General features: G+C 46.0%; 18 protein-coding genes and 4 pseudogenes. 17 read left to right on the top strand and 5 right to left on the bottom strand.

The window, feature by feature from the left end:
• Nucleotides 1–195: an AlpA family transcriptional regulator gene (locus FGD67_RS21795; protein ID WP_000127614.1), complete on the top strand. Its 195-nt coding sequence runs from the start codon at nucleotides 1–3 to the stop codon at nucleotides 193–195.
• 16 nt (nucleotides 196–211) lie between these two features.
• Here the strand turns inward: FGD67_RS21795 and FGD67_RS11885 are convergent, their stop codons facing one another.
• From FGD67_RS11885 to FGD67_RS11895, 3 genes are all read right to left on the bottom strand, one after another.
• Nucleotides 212–1,453, bottom strand: coding sequence for an integrase family protein (locus FGD67_RS11885; protein ID WP_257171398.1), 1,242 nt, complete (start codon nucleotides 1,451–1,453; stop codon nucleotides 212–214).
• Between the two features lies 1 nt (nucleotide 1,454).
• The gene (locus FGD67_RS11890) at nucleotides 1,455–1,601 is read right to left on the bottom strand and encodes a hypothetical protein (protein WP_008845653.1); all 147 of its coding nucleotides are present in this window, start codon (nucleotides 1,599–1,601) and stop codon (nucleotides 1,455–1,457) included.
• 125 nt (nucleotides 1,602–1,726) lie between these two features.
• Nucleotides 1,727–2,701, bottom strand: coding sequence for a ParM/StbA family protein (locus FGD67_RS11895; protein ID WP_257171399.1), 975 nt, complete (start codon nucleotides 2,699–2,701; stop codon nucleotides 1,727–1,729).
• A 464-nt stretch (nucleotides 2,702–3,165) separates the two neighbouring features.
• On the opposite strand from FGD67_RS11895, the gene mobI reads away from it, so the two are divergent.
• The 7 genes and pseudogenes from mobI to FGD67_RS11925 all read left to right on the top strand — a co-directional run bounded on the left by mobI (nucleotide 3,166) and on the right by FGD67_RS11925 (nucleotide 8,196).
• On the top strand, nucleotides 3,166–3,609 hold the full coding sequence (gene mobI / locus FGD67_RS11900; RefSeq protein WP_088585984.1) for a conjugative transfer protein MobI(A/C): 444 nt from the start codon (nucleotides 3,166–3,168) through the stop codon (nucleotides 3,607–3,609).
• Nucleotides 3,610–3,646: 37 nt separating this feature from the next.
• Nucleotides 3,647–4,279: pseudogene (locus FGD67_RS11905) on the top strand (transposase); the annotation flags it as partial.
• Between the two features lie 183 nt (nucleotides 4,280–4,462).
• Nucleotides 4,463–6,958, top strand: coding sequence for a heavy metal translocating P-type ATPase (locus tag FGD67_RS11910; RefSeq protein ID WP_088585983.1), 2,496 nt, complete (start codon nucleotides 4,463–4,465; stop codon nucleotides 6,956–6,958).
• Nucleotides 6,952–7,698 (top strand): annotated as a pseudogene (locus FGD67_RS11915) (HAD-IC family P-type ATPase); the annotation flags it as partial. The gene FGD67_RS11910 and the pseudogene FGD67_RS11915, both read left to right, overlap by 7 nt.
• Nucleotides 7,699–7,712: 14 nt before the next feature.
• Nucleotides 7,713–7,898, top strand: a complete 186-nt coding sequence (locus FGD67_RS21910; protein ID WP_276309499.1) for a MerR family DNA-binding transcriptional regulator — start codon at nucleotides 7,713–7,715, stop codon at nucleotides 7,896–7,898.
• A gap of 9 nt (nucleotides 7,899–7,907) precedes the next feature.
• Nucleotides 7,908–8,099, top strand: coding sequence for a MerR family DNA-binding protein (locus FGD67_RS21915; RefSeq protein ID WP_276309500.1), 192 nt, complete (start codon nucleotides 7,908–7,910; stop codon nucleotides 8,097–8,099).
• On the top strand, nucleotides 8,056–8,196 hold the full coding sequence (locus FGD67_RS11925; protein WP_257175202.1) for a hypothetical protein: 141 nt from the start codon (nucleotides 8,056–8,058) through the stop codon (nucleotides 8,194–8,196). Before FGD67_RS21915 ends, FGD67_RS11925 begins: the two co-directional genes overlap by 44 nt.
• Nucleotides 8,197–8,264: 68 nt before the next feature.
• On the opposite strand, the gene FGD67_RS11930 is transcribed toward FGD67_RS11925, so the two are convergent.
• Nucleotides 8,265–8,717, bottom strand: a complete 453-nt coding sequence (locus tag FGD67_RS11930; protein WP_105932867.1) for a Cd(II)/Pb(II)-responsive transcriptional regulator — start codon at nucleotides 8,715–8,717, stop codon at nucleotides 8,265–8,267.
• Between the two features lie 81 nt (nucleotides 8,718–8,798).
• Here FGD67_RS11930 and FGD67_RS11935 point away from each other — a divergent pair, with 81 nt between their 5' ends.
• The 7 genes and pseudogenes from FGD67_RS11935 (at nucleotide 8,799) to FGD67_RS11965 (ending at nucleotide 17,490) form a co-directional block, all read left to right on the top strand.
• Nucleotides 8,799–11,264 carry a heavy metal translocating P-type ATPase gene (locus FGD67_RS11935; RefSeq protein ID WP_088585980.1) on the top strand — a complete coding sequence of 822 codons (2,466 nt, stop codon included), beginning with the start codon at nucleotides 8,799–8,801 and terminating at the stop codon, nucleotides 11,262–11,264.
• 93 nt (nucleotides 11,265–11,357) lie between these two features.
• On the top strand, nucleotides 11,358–11,762 hold the full coding sequence (locus FGD67_RS11940) for a helix-turn-helix domain-containing protein (protein ID WP_088585979.1): 405 nt from the start codon (nucleotides 11,358–11,360) through the stop codon (nucleotides 11,760–11,762).
• Nucleotides 11,746–12,015, top strand: coding sequence for a hypothetical protein (locus FGD67_RS11945; protein WP_212751624.1), 270 nt, complete (start codon nucleotides 11,746–11,748; stop codon nucleotides 12,013–12,015). The genes FGD67_RS11940 and FGD67_RS11945 overlap by 17 nt, the downstream gene beginning before the upstream one ends.
• 312 nt (nucleotides 12,016–12,327) lie before the next feature.
• Nucleotides 12,328–13,252, top strand: a pseudogene (gene lpxC / locus FGD67_RS21920) (UDP-3-O-acyl-N-acetylglucosamine deacetylase).
• A gap of 220 nt (nucleotides 13,253–13,472) precedes the next feature.
• Nucleotides 13,473–13,907 carry a Cu(I)-responsive transcriptional regulator gene (cueR, locus tag FGD67_RS11955; protein WP_088585976.1) on the top strand — a complete coding sequence of 145 codons (435 nt, stop codon included), beginning with the start codon at nucleotides 13,473–13,475 and terminating at the stop codon, nucleotides 13,905–13,907.
• A 143-nt stretch (nucleotides 13,908–14,050) separates the two neighbouring features.
• Nucleotides 14,051–15,727 (top strand): molybdopterin-dependent oxidoreductase, encoded by a 1,677-nt coding sequence (locus tag FGD67_RS11960; RefSeq protein WP_228757882.1) that lies wholly within the window; start codon nucleotides 14,051–14,053, stop codon nucleotides 15,725–15,727.
• On the top strand, nucleotides 15,661–17,490 hold the full coding sequence (locus FGD67_RS11965; protein WP_228757881.1) for a molybdopterin dinucleotide binding domain-containing protein: 1,830 nt from the start codon (nucleotides 15,661–15,663) through the stop codon (nucleotides 17,488–17,490). Before FGD67_RS11960 ends, FGD67_RS11965 begins: the two co-directional genes overlap by 67 nt.
• A 230-nt stretch (nucleotides 17,491–17,720) precedes the next feature.
• On the opposite strand, the gene FGD67_RS11970 is transcribed toward FGD67_RS11965, so the two are convergent.
• Nucleotides 17,721–18,750, bottom strand: a protein-coding gene (locus FGD67_RS11970; RefSeq protein WP_161789755.1) for an IS630 family transposase whose coding sequence is annotated in 2 segments (ribosomal slippage) — nucleotides 17,721–18,297 and nucleotides 18,296–18,750 — 1,032 coding nt in all. Because the reading frame shifts where the segments join, the coding sequence is not laid out codon by codon here.
• Nucleotides 18,751–18,866: 116 nt separating this feature from the next.
• Between FGD67_RS11970 and FGD67_RS11975 the strand changes: the two genes are divergently transcribed.
• Both FGD67_RS11975 and istA read left to right on the top strand, forming a co-directional pair.
• A complete protein-coding gene (locus FGD67_RS11975; protein ID WP_257171400.1) occupies nucleotides 18,867–19,415 on the top strand; it encodes an efflux RND transporter periplasmic adaptor subunit in 549 nt (182 codons plus the stop codon).
• A gap of 207 nt (nucleotides 19,416–19,622) precedes the next feature.
• A pseudogene (gene istA / locus FGD67_RS11980) lies at nucleotides 19,623–21,152 on the top strand (IS21 family transposase); the annotation flags it as partial.
• Nucleotides 21,153–21,156 lie beyond the last annotated feature (4 nt).

Below are 21,156 nucleotides of genomic sequence, written 5' to 3' on the forward strand. Positions count from 1 at the left end.
ATGACAGCAGTAGCGCACCAGGTAACCCCTTTTCTAACATCTTACGAAGTGATGGCTCGTTACCACATTAGCTATACGACGCTCTGGCGAAGAATAAAAGATGGCAGCTTGCCGCAACCTCGTATCAACCGAAATACACGAAACAAGCTGTGGCACATTGAAGATTTGGAGGAGTATGAGAAGAAAGAGGACTGAGCCTCTTTCTTTTATTTTATTGTCCGAAACGCCAGTTGAATGGAAAGCCTGTCGGCTCAATGATGGTTTCTAGTTGTTGATACCAAACGTCGTAAGCATGACGCATTTCATCCAGGTACTGATATTGGTTGTAGATAGCATCCAACCCTTTTTTGCTGTGGCCAATCATCAACTCGGCAACTTCTTGCGTGGTGATGGCTGACATTCGCGTTCGCATCGTTCTGCGAAGATCATGTATAGACCAGTGTTCCATCTCAATACCAAGCGATCTGCGAGCCCAGATTTTCACATTGTTAGGAATAGTGGTATCAAAGCCATTTGTGGCAAGCTCTTCTTGTCCGTTCGCGGGAAACAAGTAAGTTGATTTGCTCATCTGCATCGCCAGTTCAATCAGCTCGATAGCTGGTTTGATTAATGGCCGCATGATCGGCGCTCCAATTTTCTCACCTTGTTTGCGGATCTCTATGGGCACTGTCCACATTGCAGATTGCAAGTCAAAGTGATGCTTTTCAGCTTGAATGAGTTCTCCCTTACGGCCTCCCAATAACAGAAGCAATTTTATGTAGATGCGGTTCTTCTCAGTAATTTTTGACTCATGCAAATAGCGCCAAAGTATCCTGATCTCGTTGTCATTTAGCACCTGAGTTCGTTTGCCTTTCTTACCGCCAACCTTCTTTGCTGTGATCCCAGCAGCAGCGTTAATTTCCAAAATTTGTTCATCAATCAGCCAGTCATAGAACTTATGCAGTACAGACACTAGGCGCTCTGTGTTTGAAGGGGACGACTCCGAAACCTCACGAAGACAGTTTCGCAAGGACAATTCATTGATGTCAGTTAATGGGTACTTGCCAAGTCGGGGCAGCAAATATATTTCACTGCTGCGTTTTTGGAAGTGCCACGTTTTCTCCTTTAGCCCTTGCTTACCGGCAGAGTCTATCCAGTCTCGAAAAATCGATTCGAAGCTTTGGTTGGCAGAATACTTGGCCCGTTCCTGCTGTAGGTAGAGCTTGGGATTTCTGCCCTGATCAAGTACTGACCTTAACCTATCCAGCTCATTCCTGGCTTCAGCAAGCTTCATAAGTGGGTAAGTACCTATGTCTACCCGCTGTTGCTTGCCATCGAAACGATAACGAAACTGAAAAACAATTTTGCCCTTGGGCGATACCCGAGCACTTAGCCCATCTCGGTCGGCTTTTACTACGGTTTCTTTTGCTTCTTTACTTAACCTGGCATCGAGCCAGCTAACTGATAACGCCATGTTATAAGCCCAGCCCTAGTTTTGATTTTAATGATTGTTTACGTGATTCTGCTTTGGGTTCTGGCGCTGTACTCATGGAAGTAACTTCACCATCTGGTGCATGGCCATCCACCGGTGCAGATGTCGTTGATAGATTGGGTTGGCTCATTTGAATTAAGCCAAAGGTGGCCAGCATCCTCAGACGCTCAGCGCGTTCCCGTGGCGGCGTCTTTTCTAATTCTTTGAGTAGTTCTGGGTGGCTCCCTGGGGGGATGTTGACGACAACTCTCATGATCATGCCCCATAAAACCAGAAGCCTCGGACGTTCGCCAAAACAGACTGTTCCGGCACGATGATCTTGCTTCGTGAAAAAATCTCCTTGGCCGCTTCCTTATAAGCCAAGGCTCCACCTCCGGCGATCAATACCAAGTCTGCATTGATGCTTTCGTCACGCATGGATTGGCGCATGGCTGTAAGAGCAACAGGCGCTACCTTTTTCATGGCAGCATTCAGATAAGGTGAAATATCGACTTTTTCACCAAATAGCAGCACCTGCAAGTCGCCGGTTCTCATGGCTTTTTCAAGTCGATCCATTCCGACTTTGGCACCGTGATCTTCCGAAATCAGCTTATCAATGGTTTCCAGTAGCACGGACATTGCCTGAAGACTGGTTCCTGATGAGCTGTAGCGAATTTCTCCGGCCTCAAGGGCAACCCAATCAACAGAAAAGAAGCCTGGATCGATGACAACGACACGACCTTCTTCAATCAAGCCCAAATCACCACCTGTTTGAACCAGATCCATATAGGCACCGGCAGGCTGCGGCAGCACTTTGACGTCATGAACTGTGATGCTGCGCTTAGGCGTCACTTGATGGACACTTTTTAAACGCTGCACAAGGTCAGACTTACGTTGTGGTTCATGAAACTGGGAAACCGGTAATCCAGTGACAACCAAATCGATGGATTCTGTTTCAGCCATTAACAATGCGGCATGAAAAAGCGCCTTATAGGTTTTTGTGGTGGGATATTCCGGGTGAAGCTCTCGTTCCCAGCCTTGAAGGCGTCCAGCAGGCACACCTGCCGCCCAACGCTCATTATCGACAGACACATACAAACAAGTTTCATCATCGCCTCCACCGATACGCTCCGGCATACGATCCGCAGGACCGGCACCCGCAGGCAGAATAATGGTTTTCGGTTCACTGCCTGATTGGCCAATGGCCAGCTTCAGGTTTGAGTAACCGATATCTACGCCTAGTACAAACATACTTATCTCCTGTGCACTCAAAGTGCTCTAACAGTTTTCAATCAACCGCACTGGTCACGCTTGGGCTTTTCCAAGTGCTCTGGCGGTTCACTCAAATGTCATTATCAGGATTCGGTGCACTGGCGGTGGGCAGAAAGGTGACAAATCCTTTCATCTATCTGCCTATTGCATTTTCGCAAAAGTATGAGAATAGGCTCTGTTTGGCGGCGGATAACCTAGCCAAAAAAATCGAGACGCCAAACGTTGTTTGCATTCTGGCCTGAACTTGCCAAACGGTTTGTATTTTCATGGCAATACGTCTTTTTAGGCGTTTTTAAGTGAAATCGGCCTGTATCCCTTGTCAGGTATGGGATTGCGCGAGTTGATTTATATCGAGACGCCAAACAGTGATTGTTACGGCAGTTTTACGTTTGGCGTTTCGATCCAAAAGCCAAACGGATAGTGGTTTTGGCTTTTGGGGTTAATTGGATGGGGAAATTGGTTTGGTAGAAATCGTCAATGAACAATGGAAAGCAGAGGTATCAGATTTACTTCAGCAAGAAACGGACAGGCTAAAAGCACTGGCACGAACTGAAGTTGATGACTTTTGGGTTACCCATTACAAGGTTCGCGAGAATGCGCCCTTTAAAGATTGGGGGCTGCTTGGTGTCCGTATCAGAGACTTTAAGTATGGCTTTGGCATTGAGTGGTACATCAACAGTTTTCACGGTCAACGAGGCAAACGCGTGGTCTTTAGCAAGGGGCTGCGTATTTCAAAGACGAAGCTGAGATACGCATTTTTGGACTGCCAAGGTTTGGCCAAAGAATGGGAGCTAGCGCTGGCCATGGAGAAAGAAGAATTCTTCAGTGATATTCGACGCCAGGTTGATAAGCTCAACATGTTGCGTCGCAAAGTGAATGCCTATTGAGTTAACTGCGCTATTTCACTCGCGGTAACTGGTCTGTTTGTTGCCTGCTAAGAAAGGGGTTAAATACATCCTTCTGGACGATGAGGAGAGCGACGACATGTTGGTAGAAATGAACGTCTCACCACAGGCACGCAAGAAAAATCCTAACCTACCTGAAAAATGGCAAGTCAGAGCCGTTACATATCAAGTACAAGGTAAGCACAAAACCGTGTTTACGTCTTTGCCGAGGGAAGAGTACGACGGAGAATTGGTCGCTGAGCTTTACCATGAGAGATGGTAAATTGAGTTGGGGTATCGAGACATAAAAAGTTCGATGCAACACAACGCTTTAGTACTGAGGAGTAAGACGGTGGAGCTTGTCTATCAAGAACTATGGGGGGCTTTTACTTGGTTATAACTTGGTGAGACGAGAGGCCAGTCAAGCGACAGTAGAGCATGGTCGAATGCCCAATGAAATCAGTTTTAAGTACGCTTGTCAGTTTATCGCGAGTCAACAAAGGTCATGTGCAAAGAGGTGTCTCCCGGTAATACGGCAAAGCGTCTAAAAAGTCTGCGAGGAGACTTATCCATCCTTTTTATAGACAAACGCCCTAAGCCAAATAGGCCTAGGGCGGTAAAAATATCAAAGACCCGATATCCAGTTAATCGCAAGGCAGCTCCGCTTAAGTGAACTACATTGCAGCAAAAAGCTGGGTTTTATCGATACTCTGACACATGAACATGTGTTCATGTAAAGGATTTTATGACGATTTCTTCCACGGTATCGGCATGTTCAAAATAATGCGCTTGACCTTCCCACGATGGTAAGCCTTAAGGTTGTTCTTTATCTGAACATAACGATGAGAAATACATCATGAGCATTCAAAAAAAACAGCATTCTAATGATGGTGAAACTCAAGTCAGTTTGCCCATTGAGGGAATGACTTGTGCAAGCTGCGTTGGACGAGTTGAAGCCGCTCTGGCTAAGGTTGAAGGTGTACAAAGCGTAAGCGTTAACCTTGCAACTGAGCGTGCAGATATCCGCCTAAATACATTAGTTAATCGTATGGCGTTGGTTGAAGCAGTTGAAAAGGTCGGCTATGAGGTTCCCCAAGCTTCTGTAGAGTTATCAGTTCAGGGCATGACATGTGCATCATGCGTAGGGCGTGTCGAAAAGTCGCTCCGAGCGGTTAAAGGTGTAAAAGAAGCCACTGTTAATTTAGCGACTGAAAGAGCCACTGTTCGTGGAACCGCTGGAGCTGATGACCTCATAACTGCTATCGAAAAAATCGGTTATGAAGCCAGCCTGGTTGATAACCAAAGCCAGAATAATGATGATACTGCAGAAAAAAAAGATATTGAAAAGGCTGCGTTGAAGAAAGATTTATTTTTGGCGACTGTACTTGCGTTACCAGTATTTATTCTGGAAATGGGGTCGCATGTGATACCGGGAATGCATCAATGGATAATGGATACCATTGGGCTCCAGGAAAGCTGGTATCTCCAGTTTGTGTTAACATTGCTGGTGCTGGCTATTCCGGGACGGCGCTTTTACGTGAAAGGTTTTCCCGCGTTATTAAGACTTGGCCCAGACATGAACTCTCTCGTCTCCGTCGGGACTCTCGCTGCATTCGGTTATTCAATGGTTGCGACCTTTGCTCCGGGTCTTCTGCCTCAAGGTACCGTCAATGTGTATTACGAAGCAGCTGCGGTAATCGTCGCTCTTATTCTTTTAGGACGATTCATGGAGGCGCGGGCTAAAGGTCGAACGTCTGAGGCTATCAAGCGTTTGGTTGGATTGCAGGCCAAAGAGGCGCATGTGCTGCGTAACGGTATTGTCATCGATATTCCCATCAGCGATGTAGCCCTTGATGACATTGTCGAAGTTCGACCAGGTGAGCGGGTACCGGTTGATGGTGAGGTGAGCGAAGGAACAAGTTTTGTCGATGAATCGATGATAACGGGGGAGCCTATCCCCGTCGAGAAAGTTCCCGGAAGCTTAATGGTTGGCGGGACTGTTAACCAGAAAGGAGCATTGAGGTTGCGTGCAACAGCCGTTGGTGGTCAGACGATGCTGTCACAAATAATCAGAATGGTAGAGCAAGCCCAGGGCTCTAAACTACCCATACAAGCTGTGGTCGATAAGGTGACATTATGGTTTGTTCCTGTGGTGATGCTGGCAGCGTTGTTAACTTTCCTTGCCTGGTTAACATTTGGGCCATCACCGGCCCTGTCTTTCGCACTGGTTAATGCCGTGGCTGTGTTGATCATTGCCTGCCCATGTGCAATGGGATTGGCTACCCCAACCTCTATCATGGTAGGTACTGGCCGTGGTGCAGAAATGGGGATCTTGTTCCGTAAGGGAGAAGCTCTGCAGTTGCTTAAAGATGCCAAGGTCGTTGCTGTAGACAAAACTGGCACTTTGACTGAGGGACGCCCAGTAATGACAGATCTGGAGTTGGCTGAAGGGTTTGAGCTTGACTTAGTATTAGCAAAAGTTGCCGCTGTTGAATCACGTTCGGAACATCCTATTGCCCGCGCTATCGTTGAGGCCGCTCTAGGAAAAGAGATATCACTGCCGGTGTTGACTGAGTTTGATTCAATTACTGGGATGGGCGTCAGGGCTACCGTAGACGGAGAGCGCGTAGAGATTGGGGCTGATCGATTTATGCGTGAGTTAGGCTTGGACATCGAATATTTTTCAAAGACTGCGATACGCCTTGGAAACGAAGGGAAATCTCCACTCTATGTTGCTATCGATGGACGTCTGGCAGCCATTATCGCAGTCGCTGACCCTATTAAATCAAGTACGCCGATTGCCATAAATGCATTGCACCAACTGGGGCTCAAAGTCGCAATGATTACAGGTGACAATGCCAATACAGCAAATGCGATAGCGAGACAGCTGGGTATTGATGAAGTGGTTGCCGAAGTGTTGCCAGAAGGGAAAGTTGAAGCAGTTCGTCGGTTGAAGGAGTCTTACGGTAAGGTCGCTTATGTTGGTGATGGCATTAATGATGCCCCAGCTTTAGCTGTGGCAGATATTGGGCTTGCAATTGGTACAGGTACCGATATAGCGGTGGAATCTGCTGATGTTGTCTTAATGTCCGGCAACCTACAGGGTGTGCCTAATGCTATTGGATTGTCTAAGGCAACAATAGGTAACATCAGGCAAAATCTTTTTTGGGCGTTTGGATATAATGCCGCATTGATCCCTGTAGCAGCAGGCTTGCTGTACCCTGCCTATGGATTGCTGCTTTCGCCAATCTTTGCTGCAGGCGCGATGGCGCTATCCAGTGTATTTGTTCTGGGCAACGCACTTCGTTTGCGTCGGTTCCAGACTCCGCTGGCAGAAGACTCTGAGCACTAGTAGACGGAGAGCGCGTAGAGATTGGGGCTGATCGATTTATGCGTGAGTTAGGCTTGGACATCGAATATTTTTCAAAGACTGCGATACGCCTTGGAAACGAAGGGAAATCTCCACTCTATGTTGCTATCGATGGACGTCTGGCAGCCATTATCGCAGTCGCTGACCCTATTAAATCAAGTACGCCGATTGCCATAAATGCATTGCACCAACTGGGGCTCAAAGTCGCAATGATTACAGGTGACAATGCCAATACAGCAAATGCGATAGCGAGACAGCTGGGTATTGATGAAGTGGTTGCCGAAGTGTTGCCAGAAGGGAAAGTTGAAGCAGTTCGTCGGTTGAAGGAGTCTTACGGTAAGGTCGCTTATGTTGGTGATGGCATTAATGATGCCCCAGCTTTAGCTGTGGCAGATATTGGGCTTGCAATTGGTACAGGTACCGATATAGCGGTGGAATCTGCTGATGTTGTCTTAATGTCCGGCAACCTACAGGGTGTGCCTAATGCTATTGGATTGTCTAAGGCAACAATAGGTAACATCAGGCAAAATCTTTTTTGGGCGTTTGGATATAATGCCGCATTGATCCCTGTAGCAGCAGGCTTGCTGTACCCTGCCTATGGATTGCTGCTTTCGCCAATCTTTGCTGCAGGCGCGATGGCGCTATCCAGTGTATTTGTTCTGGGCAACGCACTTCGTTTGCGTCGGTTCCAGACTCCGCTGGCAGAAGACTCTGAGCACTAAGATAAAGGGGAGTTATGAACATTGGTAAAGCATCGAACGAATCAGGAATCTTCGCAAAGATGATTCGCTATTACGAGCAAATTGGTCTGATTCCTGCTATAGGTCGTACCGAAGCAGGCTACCGTGATTATGCACCCAATGATGTCCACCGTCTGATTTTTATCCGCAGTGCGCGTGACCTTGGTTTTTCTCTTGAATAGATAGCCGATTTGCTCAAGTTATGGAATGACAAATCTCGCCAGAGCGCCGATGTTAAACGTCTGGCACAAGAGCATATGGATGATTTAGAGCGACGTATGGAAAATATGCAACGAATGGCATATACACTCAGAGCTCTGTTCAAAAGCTGTGCTGGGGATGAGCGATTTGAATGCCCAATACCAGACATTAATGACCGCTGATGCTAAAAGCCATCCCGGTAAGAGAGAAGGGGCGGTGCAACGTAGTTCTCGTGGTAACGAAATGGAAAAAGCCCGACCCCTTATTTTAAGGGCATGATGGCGTAGCACAAAGCTGTATGGGCTAGTGTTACGCCATCAGTCTAATCAACTTATAAGCGCACACCACTAATGCACCCCCCCCAAGTGGTCAGTTGGTACGGTTAAAGGAAGATCACCATTCTCTTCATCAGCAGTCAATTTCTGTACTATCCCGCATTCGTCCACGCTCCGGTCTGAGCTGCAATAGCCATTAAGTTCTTTTAGTTGTGTTTCCAGGGCTAATAGCTCTTTAATACGATGCTGAACATGCGTGAGATGGGCACTGATTATTGCATCAATGGGGCCACAGTCTTTACCGCGATTATTAATTGCCAGTAGCAATGCACGTATTTCCTCATGAGTCATATCAAGAGAGCGGCAGCGTCGGATAAATAACAACTTTTCCAGATGAGTATTGTTGTAACAGCGGTAGTTATTTTCAATATCTCTTAATGGAGCTTGAAGTAATCCTTTTTTCTCATAGTACCGAATAGTTTCCACCGGACAACCCGCCTTACGGGCCAATTCACCAATTTTCATGCATCCCCCCTTATGCACTTGACCCTGTAGTTAGATCAGGGTCTTTAATAGTCAGTATAGTTAGCAGATGAGGAAATGAAAATGAGTGGTGGTGTAAAAAATAGCAAAACCCCTGCAGGAGACGAAGCGGCTAGTTGCTGTGAAACGTTCAATTTAGGGACAGGACTCCGGGTTAAGAATACTGGTGAATCACATAAAGCAAATGATCATGCACATGATCAGAAGGCTCATAATCACAATAAATGCAGTGATGACCATTCCCATGAAGGCCATAATCATGATGCCCATAGTCATGGCGGCGAAGGGCATTCGCATGATGAGCATAATCATAAGGGATGTAACCATGATCATGCCGCGCAAGAGCATTCTCATGAAGGCCACGATCACGGCCATGAGGGGGATTGTTGCTCCGCGGCTCCAGAACAATTGAGTAGCCTGGGGGGCTCGCAGGTTGTGGCTGGTGGATTACGGACAGAAATTCGCATTATGCAGATGGATTGTCCTGTTGAAGAAAATCTTATCAAAAAGAAACTGGGTGGAATGAGCTCTGTTAAAGAGCTTGATTTCAACCTGATGCAGCGTGTTTTGACTGTAACTCATACACCGGATTCGCTTGAAGCGATCATGGCTGCAATTCGCTCGTTGGGATTCGAGCCAGAAGTTTCGGATAATACTAGCGGCAAGAAAAATACCCAGGAGAAAAAAAAGCCCTGGTGGCCATTAGCTCTGGCTGGCGTAGCTGCTCTTGCAGCCGAAGTGATGCACTGGGCTGATATGCCTGACTGGCTCGAAGCTGGGTTGGCTTTGATAGCAGTGCTTTCTTGTGGTCTGACAACCTACCAAAAAGGTTGGATTTCGATTCGCAATGGCAACTTGAATATCAATGCACTAATGAGTATTGCCGTTACTGGGGCTTTGGTCCTTGGGCAGTGGCCAGAAGCGGCGATGGTTATGGTGTTATTCACCATTGCTGAACTAATAGAAGCCAAATCACTCGATAGAGCCAGAAATGCAATAGGTTCACTGATGAACCTGACTCCTGAAACTGCAATGGTCCAACAAGCTGATGGAACATGGCAGGAAGTTGACGCCAGTAGCGTACAACCGGGCAGTATTGTTAGGGTAAAACCAGGTGAACGAATTGGTCTCGACGGAGAAATCGTCAAAGGTCAAACCACCATTAACCAGGCTCCAATTACAGGTGAAAGTATGCCTGTCGATAAAATCGCGGGCGATACAGTATTTGCTGGAACAATAAATCAGTCAGGCTCTTTTGAATATAAAGTCACTGCAGCTGCAAATAATACAACCCTTGCGCGAATCATTCATGCTGTTGAGCAGGCGCAAGGTGCCAAAGCAGCTACACAACGTTTTGTTGACCGCTTTTCCCAGATTTATACCCCAGTCGTTATGGGTATTGCTGTTGCGGTTGCTGTATTGCCACCATTGTTTGGGGCAGGAACATGGCAGGAGTGGATCTATAAAGCTTTAGTTATGCTTGTCATAGCGTGTCCATGTGCCCTGGTTATTTCTACGCCAGTAACGATTGTCAGTGGACTTACTGCAGCTGCTCGCAAAGGGATTCTCATTAAAGGCGGTGTTTATCTTGAGCAGGGACGTAAGCTAAAAGCCCTTGCGCTGGATAAAACAGGAACTATTACCCATGGGAAACCAGTACAAACCGACGTAATGGTATTCAATGGATGGAGCGAGCGTGAAGTTCGTACTACTGCAGCTAGTCTCGCTAGTTACTCTGATCACCCTGTTTCACTGGCAATTGTGAATGCTTCTGCTGATTTGAAAAAGCAGGATGTTGACAGCTTTGAAGCGATTGTTGGGCGAGGTGTGCATGGCGTAATTACAGGTAAGGATTTTTACCTTGGAAACCTGCGTTTGACAGAAGAACACTTTAATTGTCCATCAGAGATTAAAGCAACAGTACAAAGGCTGGAAAGCCAGGGTAAAACAGTTATTTTACTCAATGATGGTAAGCAAGTGCTTGGGCTGTTCGCTGTTGCTGATACTGTTAAAAACAGCAGTCGTGAAGCGATTGAACAACTTCATGAACTTGGCGTTAAAACTATTATGCTGACTGGTGATAACCCACATACAGCTAAAGCAATCGCATCTCAGGTTGGAATTGATGAGGCTCGAGGGAATCAATTGCCAGAAGATAAACATCGTGCAGTTGAAGAGCATTCACGGATTGGAATCACTGGGATGGTTGGTGATGGTATCAATGATGCACCGGCTCTGGCTGCAGCTGATATCGGTTTTGCTATGGGAGCAATGGGTACTGATACGGCGATTGAAACTGCAGATGTAGCTTTAATGGATGATGACCTGCGTAAAATACCAGCCTTTGTGAAATTGTCCCGACAAACGTACAGCTTACTTGTACAAAATATCAGCCTCGCTCTAGGTATTAAAGCCGTATTCCTTGTACTCACGCTCATGGGAATGGGAACCATGTGGATGGCTGTATTTGCTGATGTTGGTGCCAGTCTTCTGGTTGTGGCAAATGGCCTGAGATTATTACGAAAATAAAGAGTTGGGTCTCTGAGTTCTTCATGGACGACAGACTCAGAGACCGTATTCTGGTTTGAACATATTTATCGAATATGGTTTGAGGGGGAGCGGATGGACACCAAAAAATATTCTGAAAGTGTTGTCGAAGATATTGTACAGTGGGTTGAATGTTCATTGAATAAAACCTTGCCAGTAGAAATCATTGCTGAAAAATCTGGTTATTCACGATGGCATTTTCAACGTTTATTTAAACAGGCGACCGGCATTGCGCGGGGTGAATATGTTCGCTCTCGTCGATTATCCTGCGCTGCCATCGATCTGAAACTAACTTCCAGAACAGTTCTGGACATTGCTCTTCAGTATGGTTTTGATTCGCAACAAACTTTCACGAGAGCTTTCAAAAACAAGTTTCATCTTCCTCCCGGTCGGTACCGTAAGCAAGGGAGTTGGGATTTATCAGCGCTGTGTCCATCTTTACTTTCAGACGATGAGGAGAGATATGCCAATGTTAGTTAATGACCCCGTATTGATTCCTATGATAGAAGAGCTGGCTGATAAATATAATAAAATGCAGGATTTTTTAATCGATGATGAACCTTGTATTGATATCGTACGGTCGGTGTATGAGTTGGAGTGCACCGTTAGCGAATTCAAAAAAAGAATTATACTTCAACATATTTCCTATTGCCATTCAGATGAATGTGATGACCCTGACCTGCATGTGGCCCTAATTGACAATATAAAAAATATACTTGACTATCTTGAATAATTTTACAAGAAGGGGGTTAGGTTTTCTTAAAACCATTTGTGTTTTGGATGAATAAATATTTTTAATTCACTGATTTCCATATGGTCTCAACCATAAGGAATATGATGGTAACTAACTCGGGTCAGTCAGTGCGACTCGTGCAAGATGCTTCATGTGTATATCGTATAAAAGCTTGACCCTATATCAACTTTAGGGTTTTTAATGGAACCAAGTCGAGAGTAGCGAGGACGATGAACAGGGCAATAGGGGGAATCATTAATGGAGCCTTGTTGCAGACGTTCTGCCTAGTCGCTAGAGCAAATAGAGGTCTCCATGATCAAGCAAAAAACTATCAAGAATATTGTTGAGTTAAACGGTATTGGCTTGCATAGCGGTAAAACCGTTAACATGAAAATCATGCCTGCTGGTGCCAATAGTGGCATACGGTTCCGTAGAACAGATGTAACTCCTGTTGTTGATATTCAGCTCCGTGCCGATCAGATTCATGACACTATGCTGGCAACAAGCATTATCAACCCTCAGGGAGTTCGAGTTTCAACAATCGAACATTTCCTCTCTGCGGTGTCCAGCATGGGACTTGATAACCTCTTGGTGGAGCTCGATGCTCCAGAACTTCCCATTCTCGATGGGAGTGCCAGAGGATTCATATATTCAATAATGCACGCTGGTTTGATAGAGCAGTGTGCGCTAAAAAAATATCTGCTGATAAAAAAAACGGTTTCCGTAAAAGATGGCGACAAATGGGCTCTTTTGCATCCAGACTCTAAGTTCTCGATCGATTTTATGATTGATTTTAAGCATCCCTTGATTTCTGCTGAGTGTAGTGGCACACTATATTGGCGAGATTGCTGATGCCAGAACTTTTGGATTTGTTCGTGATGTAGAACTTCTACAACAAAAAGGTCTTGGGTTAGGGGCAAGTTTGAATAATGCGATAGGTCTTGATGAATATAGCGTTCTGAACCCGGAAGGTCTGCGATTTAACAACGAACTTGTGCGACATAAAACACTGGATGCGATTGGAGACCTCTTCGTATCAGGCCATAATATTATTGGCGCCTACCATGCTTATAAGTCAGGTCATGCATTAAATAATAAGTTGATGCTTGCGTTGTTGAATGATGTCGAATCATGGGAATTAGTGAGTGTTGGCGAATATAAAAATGATTCCACTAGAGATAGCATTCTTTCTAAACCCAAAGAAGAGTGTTTTGAGTCATTAAGTATGTGGTCATAAGGGAGATGAGTATTTTCGTCACATCTGGTTTCTTATACAGCTTATCTTGATGATCTTTTTTCTTGACCTTACCGCCACAGGAAGGTTTAGGCTGGATATCGACTCAATATTGATGAGCCAGACGGTAACCGTATCACTACGTATGCAAGGTAAGAGCGCCGGAAACGACGTCATTTGAAACTGGATCTGGTATCAACAGAATACATTTTGGGAGGTAAGGATGAACATTGGTGATGCTGCCCGGTTATCCGGAGTTTCCGCAAAAATGATCCGCTATTATGAAGAGGCGGGATTAATACCGGAAGTAGCCAGAACTGCAGCCGGGTATCGGATGTTCCGCGATATTGATGTGTACAAATTACATTTTATACGCCGATGTCGGGAATTAGGTTTCTCTCTGGCACAAACAGGGGAACTTCTCTGTCTGTGGGGGAACCATTCGCGCCAGAGTGCTGATGTAAAAAAATTAGTCGAGTCACACATCAACGAGTTGACGCGAAAAATTCAAGAATTTCAGCGTATGGCATCAATACTTACAACGCTTTCTGATTGCTGTGCAGGGGATGATAAGCCTGAATGCCCTATTTTGAGTGCACTGTATCTTGCAGATGTTAACGGTTTACAAAAATCAGACTCTGGTCCTGAAATTTCTTAGCCGCAATCCATAGATGACAGTAATTTCAACTGAAATTACGCCTACAAAACAAGATGACATTAATTGGGTTAGTAACTCTTGGGTAAAAAGAAATCAATGTGGTTTTTAAAGAATATTAACTGTTTTTAGTAGTGAGGTTTCCAATGTCAGATATTATTCCCGGATATTGCACACTTTGCCGTTCGCGGTGTGGGACGCTGAGTGAAGTAGCAAATGACCACCTGATCAAGGTACGGGCTAACCCTGAACACCCTAATGGTAAGGCCATGTGTATGAAGGGGAAAGCGGCACCTGAGCTGGTGGACAGCGCAAATAGAATTCTGTACCCGATGAAGAGAACTCATCCTAAAGGTGCAGAGGATCCGGGCTGGCAACGTATAAGTTGGGAAGAGGCTATGTCAACGATAGCCGGACAACTGGAAAAATTTAAACGAGAGGATGGAGCTGAATCTGTCGCTTTCGGCTTTACGAGCCCAAGCGGTACCCCCCTCAGTGATGCAATTGAATGGTTAGAGCGATTTGTTCGTATCTATGGCAGCCCAAATACCAGCTATGGAACTGAGATATGTAACTGGCATAAAGACGTTGCACATCGATGGACCTTTGGCTGCGGCATTCCTGTTGCTGATTATTCCCATGCCGATCTTATTCTTCTTTGGGGGCATAACCCCGCGAATACTTGGCTTGCCCAGGCTAGTGCGATTGGTACTGGTCGAAATAACGGCGCAAAACTGATTGTCGTGGATCCTCGCCCGACACCCTTAGCGAAAGAAGCAAATGCCTGGCTTGATGTCAATCCTGGAACTGACGGTGCATTAGCTTTGGGGTTAAGCCATCTCCTGGTAGAACGAAACCTGTTTAATCATGAGTTTGTTCGAAACTGGACTAATGGTCCTTTGTTGGTTCGAAATGATAATGGTTATTTTCTTCGGGAAAAAGATATTAACCCACTTGCCATCAGTAATCGCTATACAGTTTGGGACGAACACAACCAGCAAGTCACATTTATCGATTCCGAGACTCGAACTGAAGAAACGCTGATGCCTACAGCTGCACTTGAGGGCAATGTTGAAGTCGCAATAGCTGATGGTGCAAAAATTTCCTGCCAAACGGCGTTTTCATCTTTTAAAGATATGTTGGCTAATTATGACCCAGAAAACGTAAGCCGTATCACCGGGGTATCTGTTGCGTCAATTGAAGCCGCTGCGAGTTTGATTGCCGGGGCCAAGAAAATCGCCTACCACAGTTGGTCTGGAGTGGCTCAACACACTAATGCCACCCAAACAGAACGTGCGATTGCGACACTGTATGCTTTAACCGGTTGTTTCGATCAGGAAGGATGTAATCGAATCTATGCCAGCCACCCGGTAAATGTGGTTAATTCACCGACATTGATGCCTAAATCACAATGGGATAAAGCATTAGGCCTTGAAGAAAGGCCTATCGGGCCGCCTTCACAAGGTTGGGTTCATTCTCAGGATATCTGGCATTCAGTATTAGAAGGTACACCCTATAAAATTCGCGGGTTAATTGGCTTTGGTGCCAACATATTACTTTCACAAAGTGATACTTCTCTCGGACAACAGGCGCTTGAGGCGCTTGAGTTTTATGCCCATGTAGATTTGTTTGAAACGCCTACATCAAAGTATGCTGATATCCTTCTGCCAGTTAACACTGCCTGGGAGCGCGAAGGCCTAAGAACCGGGTTTGAAAGTAGTGCTGCTGCTCAGGACCACATTCAGTTGAGAAAAAAATGGTCTCTCCGCGCGGTGAAAGCCGTTCCGACCTTGAGATTGTTTTCGATCTTGCATGCCGGTTAGGAATGAATGAAGCGTTCTTCGACGGCAATATTGAGGCAGCCTGGAATTATCAACTAGAACCATTAGGTTTGACTGTTGAGATGCTCAGAAATAAGCCAGAAGGTTACGATATCCCGCTTGAGCATAAAGTCAGAAAATATGCTTTCAGAGACCCAAATAGTGGATATCTGGCAGGTTTCAATACAGAAACAAAACGTGCAGAGTTTTACTCTGAGATCCTTCATCACTATGGTTACAATCCTTTACCTGAGTATGTACAGCCGCAAGAATACCAGCGCAACGATCCTGATTATCCATTAATGCTGACATCCGTTAAAAGCGGATTCTTCTGTCATAGCCAACATCGAAGCCTGACTAGCCTACGAAAAAAAGCACCTTATCCAACGGTAGACATTTCGGCAACTCTGGCTGACGAAGAAGGTATCAAGACGGGGGATTGGGTAGAAATTGAAACGAGAGCAGGTCTTGCTCGATTTAGAGCAAAAGTGGAAGCCAAACTCTCTCATGAAACTGTAATTGCTGAGTTTGGGTGGTGGCAGGCTTGTCCTGATTTTGGCAAACCTTCATACCCGGTTAAAGGTGAGTACAGTAGCAATTACAATAGTTTAATCAGCGGTGATAGCTATGATCCAGTCAGCGGTGCTTTACCTTTGCGTTCATTCCGCTGCCGCATTCGCCGCTTGAATGATTTTGAGCTGATAAGGCGCCCCTGGGAAGGTCGTAAAACATTCAAAGTCATTGAACTGAAAAAAGAAGCAGATAATGTTACGACAATTACCTTCCAATCGAACAGTGAAGGCTACTTACCTGATTATGAACCGGGCCAGCATATCACTGTTAGCTGTTGTCCGATGAGCGATTCTGAAGAGATCGTTACCCGGGCGTATTCGCTGACAGGCCCTGCGTTTGTTCATGACCGTAAAACCTATTCCATTTCTGTCCGTCATCAGAAAGCGACTGATGAGAAAGGTGAGTATGTTGAAGGAATAATGTCATCCTACATAAACACGCATTTGCAGATAGGCAAGGATGTTGAACTTACCCCTCCTGGGGGGAATTTCATTGTCCCGCTCAATGCCGTCCAGCCTGTCGTAATCTTTGCTGGCGGTATTGGAATTACTCCATTCATTTCCTATCTGGAGTCTATTAACCCCCAAGCGGAAGGTCCGGAGATCTGGCTTTTCTATGCTAATCAAAATAGTAGGCTACATGCGTTTAAGAAAAGAATTGCGGAGCTAAATGCGTCTATTGACAGGCTTAAAGTAATTAATATCTACAATCAGCCCCTCGACTGTGATATTCCAGGATTGGATTATGATAGAGCTGGTTACGTTGGTGCGGGAGATGTCGAGGCATATCTTATTGAGAATAATGCTCGTTATTACATGTGTGGTCCGCAGCCTATGATGGATGCGATATCGCGAGGGCTTCAGGAGAGAGGTGTACCTGCATTTGCTATTTTCTACGAGATATTTCGTTCTCCAGCAAAAATAAATAATGATCCCTCATTACGTCATAAAGTCATTTTTGCAAAATCAGGAAGAACAGAGATTTGGACCACGGATAAAGGTACTCTACTTAATTTTGGGGAAAAGCTTGGGATTCAAATGCCTAGTGGTTGTCGTGTTGGACAATGTGAAAGCTGTTCAACTAGGGTGATTGCAGGGAACGTACAGCATCTGAATGGTGTGGAGCCCTCTGATGAGGGGGCATGTTTGACATGTCAGTGCATTCCTGCCGGTGATATCACGATTGATGCTTGAGGTAAGTACTAGCTATTAGCATCCTTTACATCAGGCCATTTCAGTGGCCTGATTTTTTCTATGAATAACATTATGTTTTAAACAATTTTCAATTTTTTGTACGAATTCACCTCAATAGCCGATTTAATCAATTTTATCAGTGCGATCTTTCTAAGTTTTTATCATCCTCCCCCTTGACCTTCCAGTTACTACAAGCTTTAGCCTGTAAGAAATTATACCAATTGCATTAATTAATTGACCAACTTTATCCACTCTCTCCAACAGAGATTTTTGACTCGTTCAACATCCGCAATGAATGTATTCCAAGCGCGAGAGACCTGTTCCACTATTTCTTCGTAACCTCGAAATACGCGGTTTGATAAGCAACGTTGCCGTAACCATTGCCATACTTGCTCCATCGGGTTCAGCTCCGGAGAATAAGGTGGGAGTTTTAACAGACTGACATTGGTAAATGGGCTGGCCGTATCGATCGTATGCCAGCCCGCGCCATCCATTACAACAACGGCATGACGCCCAGGCTCTGTCGCTTCACTTATTAATTTCAGATGCTGCTTCATCACCTCTTTATTCACAAGAGGGCTGATAAGCGCCTGAGTATTACCATTGCTCGGACACACCGCCCCAAAGACATAGCCATAATCGAATTGCTGTTGCTTTACTACTCTTGGCCTGCTGCCCTTGGCTGCCCATATTCTGGACGTCTGATTTTGCTGACCGAATCGTGCTTCGTCTTGAAACCAGACGTCAACGCGATCCAGAGGAAGATGACCGGGAGTGTGAAGGATCGTTTCCAGCAGGAAATTTTTTAAAAGTGTCCTGGGTTTGTTGTGATTGTTTAGGGTGTTTAGAGCGACTGGTTATCCAACTGAAACCGAGCGCATCCATGATGCGGTATACGTTTCGCAACTGATAATCGATTTGGAAGGTGTCGCTAATGTATTGTCGTACATCCTGTGCAATCAAACGCCCCCCCTCCTTTTTAACCGCATTTTCTTTGATAAAATGTGCGATCTGTTCTCGCTGGGAGACGGAGAGCTGACAGGGTCTACCCGGACTAGGTTTGGATTGCAGACCTTCAAGTCCGTGCGCCAGATAGTTGGATACCCAGGTATTAACACTGCCTCTGGCAACCCCAAGGTAAGTTGCTATCTGGGTTCGTGTTTCCCCATTCTTGAAATGATACAAAGCTAGATAGCGGGTTCGCAGTTGCCCGTTGGAGGTTTGCTTTGCTAATTGTTTAAAGTCGTCGGCTGTATGCATATCAAAATCACTCGAATATGAATACCACTATTAGATCAAACTTTTAAGACAATTGGTATTACTACAGACGCCAACTTCGGACTGGCCGAAGAGTTTTGGTGAATGAAAGGATCGTTATGATGAAAATGAAAGTTGGGATATTGCTGATGGCAGTTGCAGTGACAGCCAATACAGAAGTGGTACTTGCAAATGATGATGCAAGCGAAACGCAAAAAAAAACTGCAAATGCGCCTGCAGGTCCACAGGTACCCGTGGCTGTTGCCGTATCACGGAATATTATACCTTCTGCTGAATTTACCGGTTCTTTAGCGGCTATTAAAACAGTGGAGCTACGCCCCAGGGTAGGAGGGGCAATCGAATCTGTTACGGTGCCGGAGGGAAGTCTGGTTCAGAAAGGACAGATGTTATTTCAAATCGATCCGCGGCCCTACCAGGTTGTGCTTGATAGTGCACAAGCGCAATTACGACAGGCAGAAGCTCAGGCGTTCCAGGCAAGCCGCAATTACGAGCGTATTAGCCGTCTGGTAAACGGAGGTGCTGTTTCGCGTAAAGACTATGATGATGCATCTTCTGAGAAAAATGCCCGCGTTGCACAGGTTCAGGTATCGAAGGCTGCAGTCGAAGCAGCAATGCGTATTCCGGCCGATCATGAACACTCATTCTGACGGAACGTGAACACCTCTACTGATTGAACGTGAACACCCATACTGATTTCAATCTGAACACTTTGACCATCATTTCCAGAATCGGTGTTCATATTGCCGGTATAGGTGTTCATCTTGCCAGAATCGGTGTTCACGTTCCGTCAGAATCCTCCCTAACGCATTGTATTTAATAATTTTGGTAAGCTGGACTTTTTACGAGGACCAGTGATGCCAGCAGAGAGAATTGCAATGCGTAAAATTCGTGAAGTACTTCGACTTCGGTGGCAAGCTGGCTTGTCCTACCGGCAAATACATCGAGGCACCAAAGTGAGCCTCGGCAAAGTCAAACAACTCATCACTGAGGCTGAGGCCATCGGGCTCTCGTGGCCATTACCAGACGAGATGGATGACCAACATCTTGCTCAGTTATTTTATCCCGCTGCGGATACTAAGCCGTCCGCACGTTTTCAACTGCCTGATTGGACTGAGGTCCATCAAGAACTCAAGAAAAAAGGTGTCTCCAAGCAACTGTTGTGGGAGGAATACACACAACGCCATCCAAACAGTTGTTACAGCTACTCGCAGTATTGCTCGCTCTATATGCAGTGGCATGGAAAGCAGAAGCGTTCGATGCGACAACTGCACCAAGCCGGAGAGAAGTGTTTTGTTGATTACTGCGGCCCCACCGTACCGCTGGTTAATGCCCTCACTGGAGAAGTCACTACCGCTCAGATTTTTGTGGGGGTGCTCGGCGCGTCTAACTACACCTATGCTGAAGCAACACACTCGCAATCCTTACCAGACTGGCTACAAAGCCATGTGCGCATGTTTGAATACTTCGGTGGCACACCTGCGATAGTGGTGCCAGATAACTTGCGCAGCGCCGTCAGTAAAACCTGTCGTTATGATCCGGAACTCAATCCCAGCTACCAACAGTTAGCGGAGCATTATCAAGTCGCAGTTATCCCAGCAAGGCCTTACAAACCTAAGGATAAAGCCAAGGCTGAAGTGGCTGTGCAGATTGTGGAACGCTGGATTTTAGCCAGACTGCGGCATTACACCTTCTTCTCACTGGCAGAGTTAAACCAATGCATCCGGATGTTGCTGGATGATTTGAACCTGCGCCCCTTCAAGCAATTACCAGGAAATCGTTTGGAGGCATTTAATCGGCTAGATAAGCCAGTGCTCAAGCCGCTACCACTACAACCTTATCGCTATACCGACATCAAAACGGTGAAGGTGGGTATCGATTACCATGTGGCTTATCAACAGCATCATTACTCTGTCCCGCATCAATATGTGGGTGAGCAGTTGGAGCTACATGCTGGCGATACGCTGATACAGCTCTACTTCCGTCAGACGTTAATTGCCGCACATCCTCGCAAATACCGTCCGGGTATGACCACAACACCGGCCCACATGCCGGAGCGGCATAGCAAACAGCAACGCTGGACGCCAGGACGGTTGAAGCAATGGGCTAAAGATACGGGGCCGGAAGTGCTGCGTTGGGTCAGTGACCGTCTTGAAGAGAAGGCCCATCCAGAGCAAGCCTATAAGGTCTCCTTAGGGCTGCTCAATTTGACGCGCAGCTATCCCGCAACGCGTCTGAATGCGGCATGTGCTATCGCCAATCGAGAGGGGCTGAATCGCCTTAAGCAACTGAAATCGGTACTGCAAAGCAACCGTGATCAGTTACCTCACCAGCAAGAATTAACCATCGAATTACCACAAGATCACGAGAATATCCGTGGTCCGGAAGAAC

Source organism: Colwellia sp. M166 (assembly GCF_024585285.1).
Classification (GTDB): domain Bacteria; phylum Pseudomonadota; class Gammaproteobacteria; order Enterobacterales; family Alteromonadaceae; genus Cognaticolwellia.